Source organism: Parashewanella hymeniacidonis (genome assembly GCF_016900895.1).
GTDB lineage: Bacteria > Pseudomonadota > Gammaproteobacteria > Enterobacterales > Shewanellaceae > Parashewanella > Parashewanella hymeniacidonis.
The window spans coordinates 1-3,191 of the sequence record NZ_JAFEUN010000213.1; the positions used below are offsets into that span (position 1 = coordinate 1).

Annotated in this window: 1 protein-coding gene; it reads left to right on the forward strand. The window is 36.4% G+C overall.

The genetic code is table 11. From position 1 onward, the window contains the following. The first annotated feature begins 681 nt into the window (after positions 1-681). Positions 682-2,592, forward strand: a complete 1,911-nt coding sequence (locus JQC92_RS21605; RefSeq protein ID WP_205001598.1) for a hypothetical protein — start codon at positions 682-684, stop codon at positions 2,590-2,592. The last annotated feature ends 599 nt before the right edge of the window (positions 2,593-3,191 follow it).

Below are 3,191 nucleotides of genomic sequence, written 5' to 3' on the forward strand. Positions count from 1 at the left end.
AGCAGGTTGGGAAACGATTTGGGAAGGTTGGGATACCCTTCAATCTTATGTCGTTGGATATAGGATGGCGAAAGAAATGCTAGCTGACGGAGAAATGCACTAAGATCTGATCAAGAGACAGCGTTTATTGCTCAACTGTACTCTTACTATCACTCGCTGTTTGGCACTACACAGCTTCAAGCAAGCCCTGAAAACACATTTGATAAAATCTCTAAAGAACAACAAAAGCAGGTTCTTAAGAAAGCAGACATAGAAGCTCGGTTACCACTTATTCTTAACTCACTAAAATCTCTATCACCAAGAGAAATGGTAAAAACAATATCTAAACTTTCCGAAAGCGAAATGACGACAATTATGAATAGCCTGCCACAACGAGAGTTCTGTCGATTACTTTTGTTAGAAAATCATAATTGGTTTTTATCTCTAATAGCTCGAAGATCACCTCAAGGCAAATTAAGCCAATTGATAATTAATAGATGTATTGATGATGGAATCTTCGACGATTATATTCAGAAAATAAACTGCAAGCATAGCCCCAAAAGCATCAGAAACTTTCTTTTAAAACTTCCAATCGAGCTAAATGAAATATCCATAAAGTGCTTACCCAAAGAGCGACTACATAAAATCATACCAGATAGTGATTTAGCGTCAGCTGAAAATCTAACAAAATGGTCATGCGCTTTGCCATGTAAATACTTAGTAGCAAGAGCCTTATTGCCCGAATGCCCATTTACAACTTCGGATCTACTCACGTTCTATAAAGAGCAACCGACCTCCTTGAGAGAGGTTGAAGCAGAAATTGAAAAGCTAAATAAAAAACTATTAAGCATGAGTGTTAAAGATAAGCTACTGCAATATAACTCTAAGTGGCCTTACGAAGAAAGGTTGAAACTAAACAGAAGTCTTACTTTTACAGAGTGGAAAGCCGCCACCTCTAAAATGAATCAAACTACATTTCACAGCTGGGTTGATTGGCGTTGCCAGCAGCAAGTAGATTTGTGGTTAAAAAAATCCCCACCAGAAGCAATCGTAAGCGCCTTCCAGAATCTTAAACCTGAGCAAAGGCACCTGTTGATTACTTGCGCTCCAATTGAAAACTTAGTCATTCTGTTAACTTTGTTATCAATGCAAGGTAAGGAAAAAGAAATAAAGTCATTCATAGAACGTTCAGCCTTCCATCATAAAATGCCGCAATTACTTGTAGATTGGTATCGCTCAGCAGACAGAGAGTGTGAGAAAGGAATTTTGTTGCTACAAGATTTAGATGAAAAGCAAAAAAAAGACTTTATTGAAGCAATAGCAGGTCGAAGATTTTATCAAATTTGTGGTTTTCTTGGGCAAGTATCTACGGTGCTACTTGATAGTGATAGTGATAGTGAAAGCACGACAAGACTTAGATACTTTACGGCAGCCAAAACCATTCAAACTGCATATAAAAAACATAAATTAAAGCCAAATAATTCAGTGTGTTTAAAACAGTCACAAGGATACATTTCAAAACAATCTATAGCACAAAATAAGGAGGAACCTGTTTCAGTGAAATATCAACATTCTTCATCTAAAAGATTTCCACCACTTAGAGCACCACTTTCCTCAAAATTACACGTTCATAAAAATCAGAAAGGAAGATTGAAAAGAGTCTTGATGACTGATGGCCAATACATACTAATGGATGTACAACAAAATACTTCTGTAACAAATCCACAAACAGGTGAGCAAAGTACAGCTCTGGTACCTGCAAAAGCATCAGACGATAAAAGTATGGTATCGCCAGCTTTAGCTGAGCTAATTAACGTTTTAGGGGCGAACAAAGTCAACACTGGTCAAACAGCGATTTCCCTAGGTGCATTGGGTACATTTATTGAAGACGGTAAACTTGTTGCAGCCGATGCTGGGATTGATTTATTTATTCAATTAAACAAACCAAGATCTAGAGCTGAGAAAATAGATAAATCAGCTTTAGCTAATTTATGTGTGACCTTCGATAACGCACGAAAGCATGGCTTTTTCTTTAGAGACTTAAAGCTAGAAAACATTCTTTACAAAGAGTATGCCCATTCGTCTGATGGAACAACGTTAAGATTAGCTACACCAAAGCTCACTTTAATTGACCTCGATGAGCTTTGCCAAGTGAAGGTTAATGACAAAGGACAGGTTATTAAAGTAATCGGAGATTCAACTAGTCGTTATGGCTCAGAAACCACAATGACACTCACCTTACTTGAAAAGAGAGTAACAGGAAATCCATTTTGGTTAGGTGTTGCAGATTTGTATGCCCAATGCCTAATATTGCTATCAGCACTAGAGCCTGATGTATTCCTGTTACCAAAAACACCAAGCGACTACAAAGACCGGAAGCAGTATGAAAAAGCAATTGATGGTAACGCTTTTAAAATTAAAGGGTGTGATATGTTTGAAAAAGGCATTTATCACAAGACGAGTAATATCAAAGAAAACCGTATTCGGCTGGAGTCTGCTGTACGCAAACATGTTAACCCTAAGTTTCAACAAACTATACTCGATTTTCTTAGCGATCCAGTAAAAGCACCTCTGCCTGCCACTTCTTCTCTAGCCCAGCTCTTTTTCTGGTAAATATTCTAAATTCAATGCTCTTTAAAGACTAAAAATAAGGAGTGACTTTGCTTTTTCTTTAAACTAGAACATAGAAAGGTGCAACAATTACACAATCGAGTTCTACATAAGCAAATCTCTACAGTACAGCGATTTCTTCACTTTTCCGCCCTGAAATTCAAAAAACTATCAGCACTATAGATAGTCAATAAGTTTTTTTAAATTTTCAAAAGTTATTGATTTAGTTACACAGAGCTCAGGTTAGCTACTAAAACCAAGCCTAAACATTGCAAATATCAGAACAGATTATTAAATAACATAAAATTCTTTCATATTTATTAATAAATTATATTTAATGTGCGTTAGGAATTTAGGTTAAAAAGGTGAGTACAGTAGTTTCTAATTAATTGATTGCCAATATTTTAACTAAGATATTTGTAGATTTTAAGCTTGATAAACAAAATCTATGCAATTCGATAAATTAGTCACTCCTCTATACCTGTCTCTTGATCAGATCTTAGTGCATTTCTCCGTCAGCTAGCATTTCTTTCGCCATCCTATATCCAACGACATAAGATTGAAGGGTATCCCAACCTTCCCAAATCGTTTCCCAACCTGCT